At 48.7% G+C, this 21,982-nt stretch carries 16 protein-coding genes; 7 read left to right on the top strand and 9 right to left on the bottom strand.

Annotated elements, in window-relative coordinates; genetic code table 11:
- Positions 1 to 253 precede the first annotated feature (253 nt).
- The 6 genes from ACDE64_RS23335 to ACDE64_RS23310 form a co-directional block, all read right to left on the bottom strand.
- Positions 254 to 1,219, bottom strand: a complete 966-nt coding sequence (locus ACDE64_RS23335; protein ID WP_411348511.1) for a nitronate monooxygenase — start codon at positions 1,217 to 1,219, stop codon at positions 254 to 256.
- Between the two features lie 97 nt (positions 1,220 to 1,316).
- On the bottom strand, positions 1,317 to 2,564 hold the full coding sequence (locus tag ACDE64_RS23330) for an OFA family MFS transporter (RefSeq protein ID WP_411348510.1): 1,248 nt from the start codon (positions 2,562 to 2,564) through the stop codon (positions 1,317 to 1,319).
- A 123-nt stretch (positions 2,565 to 2,687) separates the two neighbouring features.
- Positions 2,688 to 4,292 carry an acyl CoA:acetate/3-ketoacid CoA transferase gene (locus ACDE64_RS23325; protein WP_411348509.1) on the bottom strand — a complete coding sequence of 535 codons (1,605 nt, stop codon included), beginning with the start codon at positions 4,290 to 4,292 and terminating at the stop codon, positions 2,688 to 2,690.
- 852 nt (positions 4,293 to 5,144) lie between these two features.
- The gene (locus ACDE64_RS23320; protein ID WP_411344427.1) at positions 5,145 to 6,038 is read right to left on the bottom strand and encodes a diacylglycerol/lipid kinase family protein; all 894 of its coding nucleotides are present in this window, start codon (positions 6,036 to 6,038) and stop codon (positions 5,145 to 5,147) included.
- 249 nt (positions 6,039 to 6,287) lie between these two features.
- On the bottom strand, positions 6,288 to 7,769 hold the full coding sequence (locus ACDE64_RS23315) for a sensor histidine kinase (protein WP_411348508.1): 1,482 nt from the start codon (positions 7,767 to 7,769) through the stop codon (positions 6,288 to 6,290).
- Positions 7,769 to 8,446 (bottom strand): response regulator transcription factor, encoded by a 678-nt coding sequence (locus ACDE64_RS23310; RefSeq protein WP_411348507.1) that lies wholly within the window; start codon positions 8,444 to 8,446, stop codon positions 7,769 to 7,771. The genes ACDE64_RS23315 and ACDE64_RS23310 overlap by 1 nt, the downstream gene beginning before the upstream one ends.
- A 549-nt stretch (positions 8,447 to 8,995) precedes the next feature.
- On the opposite strand from ACDE64_RS23310, the gene spo0A reads away from it, so the two are divergent.
- Positions 8,996 to 9,832: a sporulation transcription factor Spo0A gene (gene spo0A, locus ACDE64_RS23305; RefSeq protein WP_411348506.1), complete on the top strand. Its 837-nt coding sequence runs from the start codon at positions 8,996 to 8,998 to the stop codon at positions 9,830 to 9,832.
- 228 nt (positions 9,833 to 10,060) lie between these two features.
- Here the strand turns inward: spo0A and ACDE64_RS23300 are convergent, their stop codons facing one another.
- The gene (locus ACDE64_RS23300; RefSeq protein WP_411348505.1) at positions 10,061 to 10,276 is read right to left on the bottom strand and encodes a hypothetical protein; all 216 of its coding nucleotides are present in this window, start codon (positions 10,274 to 10,276) and stop codon (positions 10,061 to 10,063) included.
- Positions 10,277 to 10,289: 13 nt separating this feature from the next.
- The gene (locus tag ACDE64_RS23295; RefSeq protein WP_411348504.1) at positions 10,290 to 10,781 is read right to left on the bottom strand and encodes a hypothetical protein; all 492 of its coding nucleotides are present in this window, start codon (positions 10,779 to 10,781) and stop codon (positions 10,290 to 10,292) included.
- Positions 10,782 to 11,276: 495 nt separating this feature from the next.
- On the opposite strand from ACDE64_RS23295, the gene ACDE64_RS23290 reads away from it, so the two are divergent.
- The 4 genes from ACDE64_RS23290 to ACDE64_RS23275 all read left to right on the top strand — a co-directional run bounded on the left by ACDE64_RS23290 (position 11,277) and on the right by ACDE64_RS23275 (position 16,988).
- Complete coding sequence (locus ACDE64_RS23290; protein ID WP_411348503.1) at positions 11,277 to 12,092, top strand: polyphosphate polymerase domain-containing protein; 816 nt, start codon at positions 11,277 to 11,279, stop codon at positions 12,090 to 12,092.
- Positions 12,085 to 12,777: a DUF4956 domain-containing protein gene (locus tag ACDE64_RS23285; RefSeq protein WP_411348502.1), complete on the top strand. Its 693-nt coding sequence runs from the start codon at positions 12,085 to 12,087 to the stop codon at positions 12,775 to 12,777. The genes ACDE64_RS23290 and ACDE64_RS23285 overlap by 8 nt, the downstream gene beginning before the upstream one ends.
- 137 nt (positions 12,778 to 12,914) lie before the next feature.
- Entirely contained in the window at positions 12,915 to 15,251 is a 2,337-nt protein-coding gene (locus tag ACDE64_RS23280; RefSeq protein WP_411348501.1) for a carbohydrate-binding domain-containing protein, read from the top strand.
- 183 nt (positions 15,252 to 15,434) lie between these two features.
- A complete protein-coding gene (locus ACDE64_RS23275) occupies positions 15,435 to 16,988 on the top strand; it encodes a methyl-accepting chemotaxis protein (protein WP_411348500.1) in 1,554 nt (517 codons plus the stop codon).
- Positions 16,989 to 17,207: 219 nt separating this feature from the next.
- Here ACDE64_RS23275 and ACDE64_RS23270 read toward each other — a convergent pair whose 3' ends face one another.
- Positions 17,208 to 18,854: a glycoside hydrolase gene (locus tag ACDE64_RS23270; protein WP_411348499.1), complete on the bottom strand. Its 1,647-nt coding sequence runs from the start codon at positions 18,852 to 18,854 to the stop codon at positions 17,208 to 17,210.
- A 598-nt stretch (positions 18,855 to 19,452) separates the two neighbouring features.
- Here ACDE64_RS23270 and ACDE64_RS23265 point away from each other — a divergent pair.
- Together ACDE64_RS23265 and ACDE64_RS23260 are read left to right on the top strand one after the other, a co-directional pair.
- The gene (locus ACDE64_RS23265) at positions 19,453 to 20,691 is read left to right on the top strand and encodes a type II asparaginase (protein WP_411348498.1); all 1,239 of its coding nucleotides are present in this window, start codon (positions 19,453 to 19,455) and stop codon (positions 20,689 to 20,691) included.
- A gap of 263 nt (positions 20,692 to 20,954) precedes the next feature.
- Positions 20,955 to 21,980, top strand: a complete 1,026-nt coding sequence (locus tag ACDE64_RS23260; protein WP_411348497.1) for a Gfo/Idh/MocA family protein — start codon at positions 20,955 to 20,957, stop codon at positions 21,978 to 21,980.
- Positions 21,981 to 21,982 lie beyond the last annotated feature (2 nt).

Below are 21,982 nucleotides of genomic sequence, written 5' to 3'. Positions count from 1 at the left end.
ATACAAAGTCCCTTCGGGAAAAGTCAGTAGATTGCCGCACGATTTGGCGAAATGTTTAGCAGAATCGCGCGTATGCTGCATGATCCTATGTACAGCAAAGCCGGGTTATTCTTGAATGGCAGAATCCCCCGGCTTTGACAGCCACTACTGAAATCAAGCAAGATATTCGGTTTCCTTTGTAAAACAGATCGTACGGATTCCCATTGTGAGATGTTCCTCTTGTTCGAGACTAGCAAGACTTGCGAAGTGTCGCTTAAATCTCGACCGTTTGTCCGCCTGTGATGCGGGTATTGCCCAGCTGTTGCAGCAATGCCTGCGCTTCGCTGAACATGCTCGTGATCATTTGCTCTACGGTCGTAATCTCATTGCACATACCGCAAATCTGACCTGCCATTACGGAACCACGATCAGTATCGCCTTCGAATACGGCTTTGCGTAATGAACCGAGGCTGATTTTCTCCAATTCTTCGCGGGAGGCATGTTCATTTTCCAATTTCAGAAAATCGGCGATCATCCCATTTTTGATACTGCGAACAGGACCGCCGATGCTACGTCCCGTTACAGTGGTGCTAGTATCATCGGCATCCAGTACGGCTTGCTTGAAATTGTCATGTGTCGGGCATTCCACCGTAGTCAGGAAGCGCGTACCGACCTGTACACCCTGCGCACCAAGTGCAAAGGCTGCGGCAATCCCGCGTCCATCCGCTACACCACCAGCCGCAACGACTGGAATAGACACGGCACTGGTAACCTGCGGTACAAGTGCCATCGTAGTCGTTTCACCGACATGACCGCCCGCTTCGGTACCTTCTGCGACCAGCGCATCTACGCCGAGGAGTTCCATTTTTTTGGCGATTTTGACGGATGGGATCACAGCGATGACGGTGATGCCGTGTTCTTTGAACGTCGCCATATAAGGTGCTGGTGTACCAGCGCCAGTCGTAACGATATTGACTTGTTCTTCAATAATAACCTGAATCAATTCTGGAATATTGGGCATCATCAGCATCAGATTGACGGCAAATGGCTTGGTTGTATGATTGCGGACTTTGCGAATTTCTTCACGAAGTACATCAGCTGACATTCCGCCGGAACCGATAATACCGAGACCGCCTGCATTGGACACGGCGCTTACGAGTGGTTCGCGTGCAATCTGTGCCATTGCACCTTGGAAAATCGGATATTGAATACCGAGCAATTGAGTGATTGTTGTAGACATGGGGATTCCCTCCAAAAGTTAAATTGTGCATCTTGCAATATACATAAAAGGTCATGAGGATCCTTACAAAGAAACAGCGATAGTGTTGCTGTGTACGTTATGCCGCTTTGACCGTATCTGGTGTACTTTGCTGTGGCTTGCTATCCAGCGCCCGATACAAAAAGGTAAGTCCGAAGCCGACTAGCGCAATTACCAGCGCGATGTAAAAGGCATTGGTGAACATGCCGCCATTGGCTGCTGCGACCGAGTTGGCGATCCGTGGACCGAAGAAGGCAGCACCAGAGTAGCCGATAAAAGTCACACCGTAATTGACGCCATAATATTTCATTCCGAATTTCTGACCGACGATAGAGGGGAAGACACCCATCGTACCGCCGAAGCACAAGCCGATACCGACAATCGCGACGGCAAAGCCGAGAGTGGACGAGGTGAGCGCCAGCGTCAGCATCATCACAGCGATGACGAGGTAGATCATCATCAGGCAGCGAATTTGACCAATCCGGTCGGACACTGCACCCCATACAACCCGTCCGAGACAGTTGCTGAGCGAGTACAGACTGACATACAGCGCTGCTACACCAGCGGATAAGCCGAACATCGTTTGCCCAATAACAGACGCGTTGGACGTAACCATCATGCCAGACAATGCGCCGATCAAAAACAGACAGGCAATCACGTAAAAGATCGGTTGACGCAGCATTTGCCGCCAATTCATGGATGGCGTGCCTGCCCGCGCATTTCCGACTGCCTGAGGAATATAACCTGCGGGTACGTAACCTGACGGGCATGGTGTAGTTAGCAATCCACCGCTCAGTATGATGACGAGAAATACACTGCCTAGCATAATCATCGCTTGATGTACGCCAGAGTTAGTAATTAGTGCACTGGCAATCGGTGCAATGAGAATGGTTCCGCCGCCATACCCAGCAGTCACGATACCAGCTGCCAATCCGCGCTTGTCCGGGAACAGCTTGACTGTATTGCCGATTGTAGCGGAGTAGACGATCCCTTGACCCAGCCCGGCGATCACGCCATACGTAACATAGAGCATCCAAGGCGCTGTCGCCATTCCTGATAAAATAAAGCCAAGCCCGAACATCGCGCCACCGAGGAAGATCGCCGTTCGCGCTCCGCCACGGTCAACCAGCTTGCCGCCCAGAATCATCGGAATCGGCGAGATGGCGCCATTGATTGTAAAAGCCAGCATAATCTGCGGCATCGACGCATCCAACACCTTACTCAGTGGCATCGCGAAGATGCTGAACGCATAGATGGAGCCGACGCAAATATTAATCAGTACAGCGGCAATCAGAATCCGCCAGCGATTCAGTTGAATAGTTTCCATCGGTAAAGTCCTTTCTGCACGAAGGATCGTGATCCAACCTCGCAACGGTGATCATTTGGAGTACCGTATGTTCCTTGTTGGATGATCCTGTATTTGCAATACGATATATGAATGGAGCAGAAGTTAGATAGCACTGCCAACCGGTTCAGCGGCTGTTGTCGGTGTGCCGTTCTGCTCGATAATCCCGCGCAATTTGCCCCAGTGTTCGCGGAAGATGCCGTCGTCCATCACTTTCAGATCTGGTGAAATGACAGGTACGAATTCCATCTGATCCAGAACTTGCGTTTGCAGATCGATGCCGGGTGCAATCTCGATCAGGGTCATATGACCATTTTGCAATTCGAATACTGCGCGTTCGGTTACGTACACGACAGGCTGGTTCACTTTGGCAGCATACGAACCGCTGAATGTAATCTGCTGCACCTGTTTGAGGAACTTTTTCGCTTTGCCTTCTTGGAGAATGCGCAATTGTCCGTCTTCTACGGCGATTTGCAAGCCGCCAGCAGTGAACGTTCCAGCGAAGACTAGCTTTTTGGCAGATTGGGAAATGTTGATAAAGCCGCCGCAACCGGCAACACGTGTACCAAATTTACTAACGTTCACGTTGCCATGCTCATCCGTCTGTGCCAGCCCTAATACCGACAAGTCAATTCCGCCACCATCGTAAAAGTCGAACTGAGCATCGTGATTGACGATCGCTTCGGAGTTGTACGCATGTCCGAAATCCTTGATGCCTGCTGGCACACCGCCGATCGAACCAGCTTCGGTCGTCAGAATCAGCTGGTCACTCGCCTGTTCCTCAGCGGCTACCGTAGCGACGCACACCGGAATGCCGACGCCCAGATTGAGGACGGTATTCGGTACGAGCTCGGCAGCGGAGCGGCGGGAGATAATTTTGCGTTCATCCAGCGGGATGTGCTCCATAGATTCCATCGGTACTTTGATATGCCCGGCAAATGCAGGATTGTACTGCGTATTCTCGGTTTGGAAATGGTTCTGTGGTTGCGAGATTACGAGATGGTCGATCAGAATGCCGGGTACTTTGATATCTTTTGGATGCAGCGTGCCGTTTTTGGCAACTGCTTCGACCTGTGCGATGACGATGCCGCCGGAGTTGCGCACCGCCTGCGCAATCGGCAGCACTTCCATATGCAGACCTTCTTTTTCAAGAGTGAGATTGCCGTTCTCGTCGGCTACCGTACCGCGGATCAGAGCAACCTGAATCGGGAACGTTTTGTAAAAGAGCCATTCTTCGCCTTCCAGTTCGATGACTTTGACGAGTTCTTCCGTAGTACGCGGCGACATTTTGCCACCTTCGACACGGGGATCGACGAACGTTTCCATACCGACCTTAGTAATGACGCCGGGACGCTTGGCGGCGATCTCGCGGAACAGTTGGGTAATGACGCCTTGCGGCAGATTGTACGCTTCGCATTTATTGTCTTCGATCAGCTTTGCCATCGCAGGGGAGGCAATTGCGATGCCGCCGATCCAGCGTTTGACCAGACCTTCGTGTCCGAAATGGCTCATGCCTTTGTCCCGACGGTCGCCAACCGCACTGGCATGGATCACAGTCAGATTACGCGGATGACCAGATTGTAGAAATCGTTCTTCGATGGAAATACCCATCTCTTCCGCCCAGCAGGATAATCCGAACCCGCTCGCGGCGACAGTCGCCCCATCAGGAATCAGGGCAGCAGCTTCAACAGCAGAAATAACTTTGGACATGATCATTCACTCCTTGGATAAAATAAGAAATACGAGACGGCAAGCATGTAGTGTACATACAGAATCCGATGCATCAATAAAAGAGGTACATTAGATTGGACGACATCATTACAAGAACAATGGAACAACAATAGAACTATTCAAAATCCAGTAAAGTTCATAAGATATTTTGTGAAAATATTCACTTATAGAGAGATGTGAATGCCTTCTGTCGGAATGAATCAGAAGTATTTGTGAATATTTTCACTTGAATCATAATACCAGATAGATTAGTCGTCAACAGGGTGGGGAAGCATACTAAATGAAGTACAAACGTGTTGCAAAATTGCGAATAGATAGTAGAAATAGCGAGAAGATTGAAGAGGAAATGCCCCTATGTACATACGTTCGGCAGGAACATATAGCGTACAAGCATACAAATAGTAATAGTAGATAAGAAGATGAACATGTAACGGCACATCTTCCTACCAAAATATTGAACATCAAACCTACTGCATATGTCATGATTGTCATGATATATAGAACTAACTGGCAAAATCGCGATATGATAACGATCCAGCATACAAACCAAGTGATTCCAACAGCAATAGTCGCAAAAATACGACACCCAAAGTGAATATCCAGCCTATCGTCCACCGTATAGCTATCGAATGAGCGAAAGGCAGCTCAAATTCCTAAGCTTGAACATCCATTCAACCCAAATAGCCTGATCATCCGCGCAAAAATTCTGAAAAAAATTTTGCATGTCCGATCAGGCTATGTATTTGGTGTTTTTACTACATTAGAATATGGACAGTCTGGAAAATGCTACAATATCCATTCCTTATACCTGACCTCAGTGTACGGCTACGATTACACTGTCTCTGGCACAATGACGTCCACATGCGCTGGCAAAATGTGCATATGAATTGGCAGTGTCGGACCTTCTTCACCATCGACATTCGTACGTACCGGCTCTGTCGAGCTGACGGTAATCTGACGCGCGGTAAAATAAGTCACGTCCTGATGATCCTTCAAATTGCCCAGCAGTAAGGAAGTGCCTACCGCCAGCGTATTGAACAGATTCAGGTTATGAATAATAAAACCATGCAGCAAGCCGTCATCGACCTCTGCATCTGGAGCAATCTTCTCAAAGCCGCCAACCGAATTGGTCAGCGTAGCGATGAACAGCGGCGATTCGCCTGACCACGTCTGTCCGTCATACTCGATGACTAGCGGTGAAGCAGAACCTCCAACCAGCTCACGGAACCCTTCACGGAAATAAGCCAGTGCGCCGAGCTTGGACTTGTCTTCCGAGCTAACGGATGATAGTGATTCCGCCATAGAACCGGCAGCTACGACATTCGCGAACAGCTGATCATTCAGTCGCGCCATATCGACCTTACGTGTATTGGATGACAGCAAGGTGCGAATCGCCTCATCTGTCTGAAGCGGAATATTCAATGCACGCGCAAAGTCATTTACCGTTCCGAGTGGAATCACACCTAGCTGTGGACGGTGCTGTTGATCCAGCAGCCCGTTAATCGTCTCATGCAGCGTACCGTCGCCGCCAATCGACACAACCAGGTCAAAGCAGTCTGCGCACGCGGAAGCACAATATTTGGTCGCATCCAGCTCTTTGGCAGTTTCGTTGATGACGACATCATATCCAGCTTCGTCGCGCAGCAATTGCTCGACTTTTTCTACATATTCTTGTGCCTGCTCCTTACCGGAGGACGGATTGATAATAACCATAGCTCGCTTCACGGATAATGTTCCTTTCTATTGTGAAATGGATGTTGGAAATAGACATAAGATGATGTACAAGACGTTATATGAAATGCGAAAGCGATCAAAATCTCAACGTATCGCATGTGTCAAAAGGGTAATAGGATGATCTGCTACATCATTGCATGTATTATATACCCCAAAATAAAGACTCTGCTGTCGATTCCAGCAGAGCCTTTTTGTAAAAATATTACGAGTGATCGGAATAGTGGGTAATCGACTATCCACTCACGATTGCGCCTGCAAATATACCGAGAACGTAGTGGATTGACCGACAGTGCTAGTAACTTCGATCCGCCCTTTATGCTGCTCGACGATCGATTTGGCGATAGCAAGTCCCAATCCATGACCACCCAACTGCCGCGCACGCGATGTATCGGTACGATAAAAGCGGTCGAAGATGCGGGGCAGATGTTCGGCAGCGATGCCATCCCCCGTGTTTGTTACCGCTAGTGCGATCTGGCTGCCCTGACGTTGCAGCGTCAGGTGGATACTGCCGTTTTTGTTGCAATATTTGATCGCGTTATCGAGCAGAATCATAGTCACCTGATGCATCTGTTGGCTACTGCCCTCGACCATCAGACCGGGCATAATCTCGTAATCCAGTGTCAGATTTTTCTCGAAAATGACAGCTTCCATCGTCAGGATAATATTTTCGACCGTATCGCTCAGATCGAAGGGAGTGTATACCATCGGAGTGCGCGTATTTTCCATTTCAGTCAAATACAGCAGATCGCCGGTGAGCCGCGCCATGCGCTCGGTTTCGCCTTTGATATAATGCAGCCATTTGGACTGGTCACGAATCGTATCGTCAGGATTGGCAAGCAGTACATCCGTATTGGTGTTAATGACCGCGAGTGGGGTCTTCAGCTCATGGGAAGCGTCGGCGATAAATTGCTTCTGCTTCTCAAATGCTTCACGCACTGGCTGAATCGAACGATTCGCGAAGTAACGACTGGTGAAAAAGAGCAGAACCAGCATAACGACACCAACCGCGACAAAAGTATACACCAGATTGGTCAGAATTTCCTGCCGGGCGGTAATATCGAGAAACGTATACAGAAATCCGTCATTCAGCGGTTGCCGGATAAATGTCCATGTGCTGCCGTCCAGCGTAAACTGTCCGCGCTGCCCAGCATGATCCAGCGCTTCCTGCAATGCGCTCGTATAGACACTACTGTCGATATCGACCTGTGATTTCTGGTTGATCACGCTGCCCTTACTATCCGTCTCAATCATAAATGCAACCGCACGTTCTGGCGTACCGTTCATCATGTTCCCGTTGGATGTAGTAACGGCACTTTGACTAGCAGTGGCGGCTGTCGTTGTCGTATCGTCCGAGGCTGCTGCATTTGCTGTAGTACTGGATGTGTCAGCGGTAGTAGAGATGACAGCGGCGCTTGTATTTTGGGTTTCGGTACTTGTCGTCAGGCTAGCCGTGGTGGTTGATGTACCGCTGTCTGTACTGGATGTATCATCGCTCGACGTTGAGGTGGAATTGGAGGTACCACCATTGTTTTGCGAGCCGGGCGGACCCTGACCGTTGCCGGGATGCATGTACGTTTCGGAAATGCGGTTGATTTCCTGCTGCACATCATTTTGTACATTTCGATACGTGATCGTATAAATGGAAACGAACGCGACGATCATCAGAATCGAGATCGTCGCCAGATTCAGAATCAAAAACCGATTGCGCAGTTGTTTGAACATTACTCGCTCACCTCAAGTACATAGCCCACATTGCGGATCGTGCTGATCTTGGTAGTAGAATGCAGGAAATTCAGCTTTTTGCGCAGGAAGGATACATACACTTCCACATTGTTATGCTCCGCCTCAGAATCAAAGCCCCATAGCTTCTCAATAATCTGCTCTTTGGATGTGATCGATTGCTTGCGCACGATGAGCAGCTCTAATAACTCCGTTTCTTTCAAATTCAGCTTCATTTCTTTACCGCCTACCGTCAGCTTGAGATTGGCAGCATTCAGCTCCAGATCGCCATAGCGCTGCGAATCGTCTGGTGGCACTTCGCCTTTGCGACGCAGAGCAGCACGAATACGCGCCATCAGTTCTTCGGATGAGAACGGTTTGGCGATATAATCATCAGCGCCATAATCTAGCCCGGTCACTTTATCGGAAATCTCGCCTTTGGCAGTTAGCAGAATGACAGGTGTAGAATCGCCTTGATTGCGCAGTGTTTTGAGTACGCTCATGCCATCCATTTCTGGCATCATAATATCGAGCAGCAGCAGATCATAAATGCCGCTCTGCGCATAGTCTAGCCCGGTACGCCCGTCATGCACGGCGTCCACCGAATAGTTATGCTTTTTCAAAATCTGCATCAATGCTTCCGCCAGATGCAGCTCATCTTCTACGATCAGTATTCTCATTGGAGATTCTCCTTCATCTATGAATATTCCGGCGCTGTATCGCCGGGTACAGGTGGATTGTTGTGTTTAGTATAGCGTCGTAAGCTTTAGCGAACCTTAATAGAACGGGGAAGCCTGCTCATTTCCAATACGGACGACGCTGTTCTGATCAATTGGATGTGGATCAGATTATTACCAGAGTATCACAGGTTGTAGCTTGTTGGTGAATCAAATCCTACTTGTTGGTACAAGGGAATATCCGAACATATATCCGCAAATGTATGGTCCAAATTAGTGCGGATAGCACTTTCTGGAAATTAACACTTTCTTTTATGAGTCAAAAGAACTAATATAGTAAATAAGTAGTGGTCTGATTATTGCAAATTCAGAGCAAGTCTGTTCCCCAGCAACACATACGTTAGGCAAAACGATGGCAATTCTATCACCTGATGTGCTTCAAAAAGCAGGTTCATCGGTATCGCATACAACAATTTCATCTAGTAACAATGTATTTACGCATGATTATATACGGGGGACGGAACACGACATGCGCAGAGAGGAGAATATACAATGACGAACATTCAAGTTTTGATTGCTGACGATAACCGGGAATTTACGTACATGTTGTCGGACTACATCTCCCAGCAGGAGGATATGCAGATGGCGGGCGTGGCTGCACACGGAGAGGAAGTATTACGTATGCTTCATATGATGCCGCAACTGCCGGACGTGCTAATTCTGGATATTATTATGCCGCATCTGGACGGACTTGGTGTGCTGGAGCGATTGCAGGATTGGAAAGGCAAACCGCTGCCGAAGATCATCATGCTGACTGCGTTTGGGCAGGAGAATATTACCCAGCGCGCTGTAGAGCTAGGGGCTTCTTATTATATCGTGAAGCCGTTTGATCTGGATATGCTGATGAACCGTATTCGCCAGCTGATTCAGGGAAATGGCAAAGAAGTCGCAGCGCCTGCCGCATCATCCCGACCAGCAACGCCAGCGATCCGTTCATCGATGTCTACCGCCGTGTCGCCCGGTAACGTACGTAATCTGGAGATTGATATCACTGTGATTATGAATGAAATCGGCGTCCCACCGCATATCAAAGGCTATAAATTTCTGCGCGAAGCGATCGCACTCATTCACCAGAATCCCGGCATTCTCGGCTCGATGACGAAGATCCTATACCCACAAATCGCCGAAACATACGACACCACCCCACCACGAGTCGAACGCGCCATCCGCCACGCCATCGAAGTTGCATGGGCACGCGGCAACATGGACAGCATCAACAACCTATTCGGCTACGAAGTCCATGCTACCCGCAACAAACCAACGAACAGCGAATTCATCGCGCTGATTGCGGAACGATTGCGCTGGGATCACAGCATGTCGAACACTTGATGCACTACCGCATGTCACAGTCCAAATGACAATCCACATAACCATCCATCCGACACTACTCCCAACTCAATAAAGGAGTAGTGTTTTTTATGCTGCAACATAAAAAGTGATTGCTCATCCATCCCTAGACCGATACACAATGCGATACATAGTAAATCACGAACAAATGAAGACGTACCTATATTACAAAAAAGACTGCCCAATGGACAGTCTCGCAATATATCAATATTAACTACGTTGTTTAGAAATGACTTCGCGCATAAACGATCGAATTTCTTTCATTTCATCATCGGATGGCGGAACAGCATAAACATCAGAGTGAGAAGATCGAAGTCCCAGCGTTGATTTGAGCGTAGTTGAAGCGTTCAGCATACTTTTATTGTTTGTTTTTATATGAACTGTTTTTGTAACGCCATCGGTTATGATCCGAATATCTTTTGCCATATGATCATCTCCTTTAATAATAGTATAATTCTATCAGTCTATTTGCGGCAATAGAATCTATGTACATTCTTGTCGTACCACCCATTTGATGGGCACCAATGCGATCTACATAATAGCTAATTTTTTCAGACTTAGACACTAAAGATACATACCCTTCAAACCCTGATTCAATACTTTGGCGACAAACTTCACCAATCAAAACATCCGCCACATTAACATATATTCGGTTAGGATTACCATATCTATTTGAAAGAGCACTTTCTAAAAGAGAAATAAATGCAAATCCTTCGTCTAAATGATAAGAAACAGCGCCCTCTATCATACGATTTCCTGGCACAATCAACTTATATGCTTGGGATAGTGAACGTTTATTACAATAATTGCTCCAATCAAAAGCCGGCTCCCAGCCTAATTTACGTAGAGAGATAGCTTCATTTAACGCCATTTTTTTAAATACAGCAATAGTATACACACCCTGACGATCTTTTAAATGCCAATGAGGCATACAGCTTTTCTCCCCTCTAACTATTATACCAAATTACTAAGAACCCCCCCTGAATTTTAGAAGAAATTTCAGTATTTATTATATATATGATGATCTTATAATTCTATGTTGTTTATATATTTCGAATACTTTAGTACCTATCATTCCCCGCCAAAACTTAAATCTTTTAAAACGAAACCTGAAATTCCTACCCCCAATTTCAGCTTCACCACGTACATTCTCACACAAAAACAAGTTTTTCTTATTAACTATCTACTACATCCTACTGCATCATTTTCCCCGCTATTAATGAGAGAAAAATTTCAACCATCCCCCCTTTACAATCAAAATGCAGATATTTGTAAATTTATTATCGCAATGTAAAACATTTAAGATTCACTAAAGGTTCCCACCGTAAGATACAAACATAAGCAACAGACACACAGTCAAAACAAACGACAAACGGTTCAAAACATAGAGCACGTCGCATCACACATACGAGAGGAAATGATGAACATGGCTATTGAAGTGTTTAACCGCTACGAAAGCAAATACCTGATGAACACTGCCAAATTTAACGAGTTGTACGCCGACCTGCTGGAATACATGGAACTGGACGCTTACAACAAGCAGCACGACTTTTACAGCATCAGCAACATCTACTACGACACACCGAGTAACACACTCATCCGCGAAAGCTTATCCAAACCGAAGTACAAAGAAAAGCTTCGCCTTCGTGCTTACGGTGTACCGGATGCCAACGCCAAAGTATACCTGGAGATCAAAAAGAAATTTACCGGGCTGGTCAACAAACGGCGCACGGCGCTGCGGCTGGATGAAGCATACGAATTTGTACGCACCGGTGTTGCTCCTGAACTTCAAGATTACATGAACAAGCAAGTCGTGAACGAAATCAGCTACTTCCTACGACTGTACGATCTGGCGCCAAGGTTGTATCTCTCTTACGACCGCAAAGCATTGTTCAGCAAAGAAAGCCGCGATCTACGGATCACCTTCGACACCAATATCCGCTGCCGACGCTACGATCTGAAGCTGGAGCAGGGCGATTACGGTGAACAACTGATGGAGCCGGATCAATGGCTGATGGAAGTCAAAGCGGAAAACACCGTTCCACTCTGGTTATCCAAACTACTCGGTAAGCACGGGCTATACCGCACCGGCTTTTCCAAATACGGCAATGAATACAAGAAAATGATCAAAAATCGCAACCAACCGACACCAATCTTGCCAACTCTTCAACCGCAGCTGGTTCCGGTCAACGAACCAGTCATCACTATCCCTACCGAAAAGGAGACGATCCTCTATGCTTGACAGTTTGTTTAACAGCACATTAAGCACCAGCACGACCGACCTCACACTGAGCGGCGCGCTGATCACGATTCTCATCTCAATCATCCTCGGCGGTATCATCAGCCTGACGTATATGAAAACGAACAAAGCCGGTTTTTCCCAAAGCTTCACCTTAACGATGGTACTGCTTCCCGTCATCGTCGCCATCATCATCCTGCTGATCGGCAGCAACATCGCTAGAGCATTCAGTCTCGCCGGTGCCTTCTCGATCATCCGTTTCCGCAGTGCACCTGGCGATCCCAAAGACATCGCATACGTCCTGTTCACAATGGCAGCCGGTCTTGCAGTCGGTACCGGATACTACGGTTACGCGGTACTGTTCACCCTGATCCTGTGCGTACTGATGCTTCTGCTGAACCGCTTCAACTTCGGTCGTAAGAAAACCGAGCAACGCATGCTGAAAGTGACCATCCCTGAAAACCTAGGCTATGAAGAAGCCTTTAACGAAGTATTTAACAAATTTGACGTTCAATATGACCTGAAAAAAATCAGAACGACCGAGTTAGGCAGTCTGTACGAACTTGTGTATCTCGTCACCATGAAGCCAACAACGAATCAAAAGGAATTCTTGGACGAAATCCGCTGCCGCAACGGCAATCTGGATCTGTCCCTGACGATGAGCCCAACACCTGTCAACGAATATTAAGCATCTGCAAACTCCGGCAGTTGCATATCTCCAAGTGAGATCTACACTTCACCTGCCGGAGCATCATCACAACCTTGACCATGACGCCCCTGAATATGAGCGATTCACATAAAACGATCCCGAAAGGAAGATTTATCATGAGAAAAGTAACCAAACAACCGACTTCCCCATCCACGAAGAACAAAAAGAGTATCGCCAAAAAAGCAACGTCCGTCTTTTCCGCATTGATCTTGTCCGCATCCATCTTGGCGGCATGCAGCACATCAACTGGTGCAACCAGTGCAACGACGAACGCATTGACCACATCGTCAGCAACCCAGATTAGTACATCGACTGTAACAACACCAGTAACGACAACAAGTGCCGATCTGGTGACATTCAAAGATTCCGATCATACGACTGACTGGAGCGAAGATAGCTCCACTATGATTACACTGAGCGGCAGCAGCGCTTCCGTAACTGGCGATGGCGCCGAAGTGTCCGATGGCACTGTAACGATCACGACAGCCGGTACGTATGTGATCAGCGGCGAACTGACAGACGGACAGATTATCGTCAATAGCACGGATGAAGGCGATGTGCATATCGTACTGAATGGCGTGAATATTACTGACAGCGACAGCGCACCGATCTACATCCAAGAAGCCGACAACGTCATTCTGACGCTGCAAGAAGGCACTGAAAATACACTGACGGACGGTTCCGACTATGTGTTCGCCGACAGCTCTACCGATGAGCCAAGCGCAGCGCTGTTCAGTAAAGCCGATCTGACGATCAATGGCACCGGTACACTGAACATCAATGCCAACTACAAAGACGGTATTACAAGCAAAGACGATCTGAAAATCGTCTCCGGTACATTCAACATCAAAGCGGAAGACGACGGTATCGTTGGTAAGGATATGGTTGCAGTCGAGAACGGTACATTTACCATCGACGCAGGCGGCGACGGTATCAAATCGACCAATGATGAAGATACAGACAAAGGCTTTGTTGCTATCACCGATGGTACCTTTACTATCACTGCTGAAAATGACGGCATCCAAGCCGAAACCGTGCTTGTCACCGATGGCGGTACGTACAACATCACAACTGGCGGCGGCAGTGCCAATGCTGAAGCACACACCGAAGAAATGCCGGGTGGCGGCATGGGTGGTGGAATGGGCGGCGGTGGAACACCTCCAACTGGTACAGCGCCAAGCAGCACCGATACAACATCATCCAGTAATACCAACACATCGGCAGCAGCAGCCAGCACATCGACTGATACGACAACGACGACAGAAGATACAACATCTGACAGTGCCAAAGCACTGAAAGCCGGAACCGATCTGGTCATCAATGGTGGTACATTCAATGTAGATGCCAAAGACGACAGTGTGCACAGTAACGGCAGCGTAACGATCAATGGCGGCGACCTAACACTGGCAACTGGCGATGACGGCGTACACGCTGAATCCACACTGAGCATCACTGACGGTACAGTCAACATTACGAAAAGCTATGAAGGTCTGGAAGGCACAACGATCGCAGTATCCGGCGGCGAAACGCATGTCGTAGCAAGCGATGACGGTGTGAATGCATCTGAAGGCGACACAACTACTACTGATGCAACAACAGCGGACGAAACAGCGGCAGCTAGCACCGATACTTCGGTCGTAACAGCTAGCACAGACGCCACAGATGCAGCAGTAACAACAGCTTCGACAACAACCGATACAGCGAGTGCAACAACAGCGAATGCTTCGACAACGGATACAGCAACAGCGACACAAACCGCAGGCAGTCCTGGTGGCGGCGGTGGCGGTCCAGAAGCAGCAGGCAACGCGCTGATCAACATCACTGGCGGTACACTGTATGTAGACGCAGACGGCGATGGTCTGGATGCGAATGGCTCGATCACGATGTCTGGTGGTACTGTAGTCGTGAACGGTCCAACATCTAACGGCAACGGTACACTCGACTATGACGGTACATTTGAAATGACTGGCGGCTTCCTGGTTGCTTCGGGCAGCTCCGGTATGGCGCAATCTACTTCCGATGGCTCGACACAATACTCGGTAGCGATGAGCTACTCCACAACACAAGCAGCAGGTACACTGGTTCACCTGCAAGACAGCGATGGCAACGACATCCTGACCTTTGCACCGGATAAAGATTACCAATATGTTGTTGTTAGCTCCCCAGATCTGAAAGACGGTAGCTACACTCTGTACAGCGGCGGTTCTTCTACAGGCACAGCAACAGACGGTCTGTACACTGACGGCACGTACAGCGGTGGTACCGAAGTTGTTAGCTTCGATATCTCCAGCAACGTAACATGGCTGAGCGAATCTGGCGTATCCACTAGCAACCCGAACAGCGGTATGGGTGGCATGGGCGGCGGTGGCGGCAGACCTGGACAACAACAAGGAACTACTGATAGCACAAGTAGCACAACAGGTACAGATAGCACAACCGAATCTAACTCTTAATCCCGCTTCGTATCATTCCTACTCGAAAGGCAGCCATCAGGCTGCCTTTTCTTGTTATAGATCGTATTGAAGCTATTCATAATGAATAATAAAATACATTTATACATGATTGTGAAAAAATATGCATCCAAGTATAATTGTTAGAAAACGTTACATAAGCGATTCTGGGAGGACGTGGGCAAAATGAAAACAAGCCGTTTATTGGATATCCTGCTGCCGCTGATTGGAGCTGCTGCTGCACTCATATTATGGATGATCCCTTCGCAATCGGTACTATCTGCTATTATGCTGACTATCGCTATCGTGGCGGCGGTAGTGGCAGTGGTACGGGCGTTGCGCAATCCTGTCGATACGGAGTTGCCAGCGCAAGAAGCCGAGCGTGAGCAAACCTTGCGCAGCTTTTTATTTGAATCGCAGGTCGTATCGGATCGGCTACTCGCTGTAGTCGATGAAGTACGCACATCCGTGCAAACGCTAACGAATGTGACGGAATTGTCCGGTCAGATCGAGCAGGAGCTGGAACAGAAAAGCGCCGAGGCGTCGAGTCGTACCCGTGAAGCGGCAGCATTGCTGGAAGAAGCAGCGCATGATTCAGATCAGATGGCTTCCCAGACGGCAAGTATGAATGAGGAAACAGGTGATGCCGGAGCCGCCGCTACTGAATTGTCAGGTGCATTGACGTCGGCAGATCGGGCGATGGAAGATATTCATCGGCTGAATGGACAGATTGACGAACGATTAGAAGAGCTGATTCGGCATATGTCGGATATCGGTGCAGTCAACGTATTCATCCGCGAAGTTGTAGATCAGACGTCGCTATTGGCGCTGAATGCGTCAATTGAAGCGGCACGTGCTGGGGACGAAGGTCGAGGCTTTGCTGTAGTTGCGCAGCAGATTCGCAAGCTTGCTGAGCAGAGCGGAGAAGCAGTGGGACGCTCGGCATCTACGCTGAATGCGATTGTAACGGGCGTGAATCAGGTAAGTGAATCAATGCAATCTAGCCGCACGGCAGTCGAGCAAGGTGTAGGCGAGATGCGTCGTATGCAGGAGCAGATGAAACGACTAGAGACGCGCATTAGCGGCGTTTCCGGTTCAGCACGTCAAACGGATGGACTCGGTCAGCAGCAAAAGGTACGCATGACCGAAGGTGTACATACGCTGACCGAGGCGGCAACGCTGGTGGAACATACGACTCAGGCGATGGAAGCTATGTTCGGTCATATTCAGCAGCAACGGGAGCAAGTCAATCGTCTGGCACGTATTGGCGACGAGATGCTGGCTGCTTCGACTGAATTGGCAGGCACCGTGGAAACGTTCCGTATGGAGCACAATAGCGAGTATGCCGCTGTCGATGTAGAGCGGTATAAGCACATTTTGCAACAGGCAACGGTACAATTGGCGGACGTGTCCAGCGATGAACGTCAGCATGAGATGCTGCTATCCGGTTATATGGAACGCGAGCGCCATATTGAAGCAATCTGGTCAAATGCGATGGATGGCTCGTTTATCTTTTCGCGTCCGAAGGCGGGCTTGTTAAATGCCAAAAGTCGTGAGTGGTTCAAACAAGCAATGGATGGCGAGGTGTATGTATCGGCGGTTTACATTTCCGCGATTACCAAACATCCATGTCTAACGATTGCTGCTGCCATTGTGGACGAACACCATGCGCCGATTGGTGTAGTCGGTATCGATATTACGCTGGAATTGCAGCAGGATGCGAAGAACTCTGCTACATAAACCGCAACAGCCCGCACAAAAGCAATCTTTTGTGCGGGCTGTTTTTAGTTACTAATCGGTGTAGTTGGCGTTCGTTTCATACTCACGATTGTGCTAATAACGTCTATCCTGTGTCCTTATAGCGTTTCATTTTGCTTGCCGATCCTGCGTATCCATCGTTCGGTTTCATTGCTCAAGGATATAGTCAATCTCGGCATCTCTACTTGATTGGGACGATGCTTACTTGCTGGCAACCAGTGTAACGACTGAGCGTGCAGGAATTGTATAGCTCTGTGTCACTGGTACAGCGGATTGGCGCTGCAAATCTTGCGTATCCGACGTGATATATGGTGTGAGTTGCTTCACCTGTTTGCCGCCCGGCAGATTGCTAATATTCAGCTGTACCGTTTGCGCGGTGGTGCTGCTGTTGACGAACACGACAGATAGCTGTTTGTCTTTGCTGTGGTAATACGCTGATCCCATCAGACCATCTGGATTGTTGGCACCATCCAGACCGATGCGTTCTGCACCGGGACGAACGAAGCGGCTATAGTTGCCTAGCGCCCATAGCGTTTTGGACGGTAAAATGGACTGTTCATCGCCTGGGTTTTGGTAATCGGTGTAGATCAGACCGTCCTTGTAATCTTCTTTGGATACGGCGAGCCACCATTGCCATGCAGACGCCTGCGTAGTCACCATATCGTAATGCACGACTTTTGCTACATCCAGTGCGGTCTTCATCGTGAGGTCTCGTCCGGGACCGCGATCACCGAGGATGCAATATTCGGACATCCAGAATGTAAGATTTTGTCCATATCGGTTCAGGTTGTCGCGTACTAGTTCGCGCAGACGAACCAGTCGGTCGTCGCCGGGGTTGGACTGATCCGACCAGTAGGCGTGGGCGCTGATCTTGTTACCGATGATCTTGGCAGTTGTTGGATCGCCCAGCAGTTCCTTGATATATTCGCTGTATTTGCCCGGATATTTGCCGCTTGCATTGCCGCTAGTGTACGTGCTGCCCGCTTTACCAGTGAAGGCGGCGTACTGATCGTTATCCAGCAGAGACAAGTATTCGACCGCTTCGATTGCATCGATCTCGGTATGCAGTCCGCGCTTTTGTAGCTCGGTGTGCAGAGCGGTTAGCACATTGCGAATATCATCGATATTGTAGCGATTGCCTTCCTGCCCGGCTTTGTTCCAGTCCCAAGTCGGTTCGTTGATAGGGCTAATATAGTTGAAGCCCAGCTTTTGCTTGTCAAAATGCTCCAGTACATCCGCGAGGAACACGGCGTAATCCTTCACCGCATCTGGCTTCAGGTTGGTGCTGCCCACAGAATCATCTGGCTGTCCGTGTCCATTTTTGGTCATCCATACCGGCGGGCTGTTTACAAAAGCGACGGTCTGACTAACGCCGCGCTGCTTGGCAGCTTTGAGAAACCATTGCTGCCCTGCCTGCTTCGACCAGTCGTATGGCTGATTGGCAGCGGATTTGAAGCTGTCAGCGCGGCGCCACGGATCGCTAATAATATCCTGATCGGTGACGGTGCTGCCTGCTCCGATATTGAAGCGCCAGATCGATAGCCCGATGCCCTTATCTTGTGAAAATAGCAGATCGGCGATCCGGTTTTTATTTTTGTCTGACCATTCGGAGCCGATATGATCCATACTCCACGCACCAGATGCACCAAAACCGTCAATGTGCTGGTAATGCTGTTGTCCATTGATATGGATCGTTTGGACTGTGGCTTGCGTCGAAGCGGTTGGGTTGACAGTGGTATCCTGTGCATGGGCAACCCCTCCCGACCAGCTACTTGTCAGCAGTAGTACAGATAAAGGGAACACACTCCAGCCCGTCCAACGACGGCAAATCGTAGGCAAAATCGTCATTTTGATTCCTCCTCATAGTATGTACTCCATTTGATGATAGGACGTTCAGCTGCGCCATTGCAGTCAGGTTCGACATACGCTTAATACGCACGCTACGAGATATGCCGTGAGCAAGCAAAAACTGGCGATAGAGCAATAGCGAACTGAACATCATGCAACATGAAAGAATACGGAAAACAAGCGAAATACGATATTGTATACGCTTACAGTTGGATATTATAACGAAATTTGGATGAGATGGGTATAGCTATTTTGCAGGAAAAACAAATATACATAAAAGGAAAATATACCTGAAATCCCAAAATCTAATTTGTATAATATGCACGATCATTTATATTTATGTAAATTTACTTGACGTAAAAGTAGAGATTTTATTATACTTTACCTCGAAACAGATATTTTATGTAAATTAAACTAACATATCGAAGGCGGTTTTGTTATAAAAGTCGATATTGAAGGTGGAGATACATCCTTTTGTTCGGATATATAGAATATGTACTGCGTATATTCGCTAGTTCCAATGAATGTTTATACATACGTAGCATAGCGCATATACAGGTCTACCATACTAAACCAACATCCTGAAGGAGGAATATGAATGATCAAATGGAACAGCTGGACACGGAATATAGGGGCATTTGTACTGGTAACGGCGCTGGTGCTGCCAGTAACACTGGAATCGGCGGCAGCGGCAACATCTTCTGCTCCTTCTACTACAGTGAGCAAGACAGCAGTATCCGCAGCATCTGGTACAGCCAAAGTCACATCCGCGTCCACAGGTACAACGACAGCGAAGGCAAGCAGTACATCTGTCTCGGCAACAGCGACAGCAACTACTCCTGTCGCGAGCGACCTGCCGAATATCAAAATACTGGCGACTGGCGGCACAATTGCTGGATCATCCGCATCCAATACCGATGTGACCGGCTATCAGGCGGGTGCGCTCGGCATCGATACGCTCATTAACGCCGTACCGGAGATGAAGGAGATTGCCAATGTGAGCGGCGAACAGATTGCTAATGTCGGCAGCCCGGATGTAGACAATGCAGTACTGCTCAAGCTTGCCAAACGGATCAATGAATTGCTAGCTTCTGACGATGTGGATGGAGTGGTCGTGACGCATGGTACGGATACATTGGAAGAAACGGCGTATTTCCTCGATCTGGTTGTAAAAAGCAATAAGCCCGTCGTGGTCGTAGGAGCGATGCGTCCCGCAACAGCAATCAGCGCGGACGGTTCCTTTAATTTGTACAATGCTGTCAAAATCGCCGGTACCCCGCAAGCTAGTGGCAAAGGCGTGCTAATTGAGCTAAATGATCGCATCGGTGCAGCACGTTATATTACCAAAACGAACACGACTGGCACGGATACATTCAAATCGACGGAGCAAGGCTACTTAGGTGTCGTATCCGGCGGCAAGGTCTACTTTTATAATGAGCCAACTCGCAAGCATACTGCCGATTCGGTATTCGATATTACCGATCTGACGGAATTGCCGCAGGTGGATATTTTGTACGAATATCAGAATAATGGGAGTTATCTGTACGATGCAGCCGTAGCGGCAGGTGCCAAAGGCATCGTTGTCGCAGGTAGCGGCAATGGTTCACTATCCAGCCTGTCCAAGGCAGGCGCGATCAAAGCTGCCGCTTCTGGCGTAGCAGTTGTTCGTTCTACTCGCACCGGCAGTGGCGTTGTTACGCATTCCGACGAGGATGATCAGAACGGTATGATCTCATCCGACTCGCTGAACCCGCAAAAAGCACGCATTCTGCTCATGCTGGCGCTGACACAAACGAAGGATGCGAAGCAGATTCAGACCTTCTTCGATGAGTACTGAGTATTTAGATAAGTACTGAGTAACGGATATTCAATACTCGTTCATGAATATGAAGTACTCCGCTCAGTGCGCTTTCTATCAAGGCAGTTAGCATTTTGCTTCTGTTACATCTCTAAGCCGTTCTCATGCGAGAGCGGCTTTTTGACTGCATCCTTGTGACCAACATACACTAGAAATGCTAAGATGAATGCAGTATGGTACCTTTTCTTAGGGCTATATTATAGTCATACAATGGAACTTCATAATAGGAAACGAACAGGAGAATGATGATGAGCAAAATTCGTATTGCCGTTACCGGGCTGGGTAACATGGGCGAGAGATTGGTGTATACATGGTTGCCACGTTATGCGCAGCAAGCGGAGGTAGTTGCCGTCTGTGATGCGGATGGTGACAAGCGTAGCCGCGCGGTGGCAGAAACGGGCGCGCGTGAATACGAAGCGGCAGAATACATCCGTATGTTGGACGAGATCAAGCCGGATCTGGTGTATATCGCCGTACCGCCTGCTTTTCATTATGATGCGGCACTAGCGGCATTTGAGCGAGGCATTGCTGTCTTTTGTGAAAAGCCGCTGGCGAACAGTCTGGATGAAGCGCGTGCTCTGCTGGAATGTGCATCAGAGTCGGGCAAGCTGCATGCGGTGCATTTCTCCTTTCCACAGGAGCCTGCTGTATTACAAGTGGGCAAATGGGTGAAGGAAGGGAAGATCGGCGAGATTCGGGAGTTGGAATTGTTGCTGCATTTTCCGCAGTGGCCGCGTGCATGGCAGCAGAACAGCTGGATCTCCACGCGTCATCAAGGTGGGTTTATTTTGGAGGTGGGCGTGCACTGGGTTCATATGATTCAGCAGATCTTTGGCGAGATTACGCATGTGCAGAGCCATGTGATCTATCCAGACGATCCGCAGCAGTGCGAACAAGAAGTGAAAGCGACGCTGACGCTAGATAATGGACTGCGCATACGTCTGTCTGGGCATAGCGGGCAAGCAGAGCAGGAGCGCGTATCGCTGCTAGTGCATGGCGAGCAGGGCGATATTGCACTGGAAAACTGGCAGCAGCTGTATTGGAACGAAGTCGGTCAGGAGCCGCAATCGGTAGAACCGTCGATACCGGCGGAAGACAGTCGATTGCCGATTTTCGGGCAGGTTGTGAATCTGCTGCAAGGTCAGCCGGGGCAGATCTATAACTTTTACGATGGGTATCATGCACAGGTGGTGCTGGAAGCGCTACGTCATCCGTCGTCTGAGGGCGAAGTGGATGTGCGTCCGCTGTACATTCAGCGAGAGCAATAGAC

The organism is Paenibacillus sp. WLX2291, assembly GCF_046603665.1.
Lineage (GTDB): Bacteria > Bacillota > Bacilli > Paenibacillales > Paenibacillaceae > Saccharibacillus.
Note: the sequence above shows the minus strand (reverse complement) of the source record. Positions and strands in the feature narration are given on the sequence as shown.